1 protein-coding gene is annotated in these 915 nt (G+C 51.9%); it reads right to left on the bottom strand.

The features are described 5' to 3' along the window. Positions 1-915: autotransporter outer membrane beta-barrel domain-containing protein (locus AAZR23_RS20700; RefSeq protein ID WP_434694503.1), on the bottom strand; the 915-nt coding region annotated here is incomplete at both ends.

Here is a 915-nt window from a genome sequence, read left to right as displayed (position 1 = left end):
CGGTCTGGCTCAGGCTGAATTTCCGGCCAGCTTCTGCTGACACACTGATTCCTGTTGAGCTGCCGTCGCCGCTGACATTACTGTTCTGGCTGTCCGAGACACTGAATTTATTTTTCAGCCGGGAAACCTTGGCAATACCATCAACATAGAAACCGTTATCCGCCATATAAGTGGTGTAAAGCCCCAGATGGTATGAGCGGACAGTACCGTCCCCGCCACGGTAATCCGGTGAGCCCTGCGTTAAGCCTGCAAAGGTACCGATATACAGCGGTGTATCCGGAGAGATACGTTTATCAAAGCCCAGCTGTGTACCGCCGTAGGTCATGTCGAATCCGCTCATTTTACCGCCGGCAAAGGAATTGAATTTACCGCCGAAGCCTCTCAGCCATGCATTATGTTCTCCGCCGTTCCGGCGCAGGTCGCCCATACGCTGCATCAGTGTCTGGGTCTCTGCGTAGTTAATCAGATAGCCCACATTCAGGAAGTTACCGCCAGCATCGGCTGTGGTGGTGATCGGTGGTTTTGGCTTTTCCGGTTCCGGCGGAACGTAGGCACCTGATGAATACAGTTCCCAGTTATTGCCGTTTTTACGTACATCATACAGATAACCGCCTAACTCGACTTCAGATGCGGAGGTGAAATTAGCTGCGCCGTCTGCGGTTTCCACAACGGTCAGAATTTCATTACCGGTTGTTGCCAGGCTGCCGCGGTTTAATACAGTTAATGAATGATCACCGGCACTGGTGCCGGTTATTACCACTTTGTCACCGGCGTTATTGACACCATCACCGTCACCGACAATATCGGTACGCAGTGTGAATGTGCCGTTGCCGCTGAGATTGGCGATACTCAGTGTTGAGTAACCGGTATCGGACAATCTGTGCGACAGGTCGACAGCGGTATTATTCAGTATCA

This window comes from Morganella sp. Je.2.23, assembly GCF_051129855.1.
Classification (GTDB): domain Bacteria; phylum Pseudomonadota; class Gammaproteobacteria; order Enterobacterales; family Enterobacteriaceae; genus Morganella; species Morganella sibonii.
This window is presented reverse-complemented; position numbering and strand designations above follow the sequence as displayed.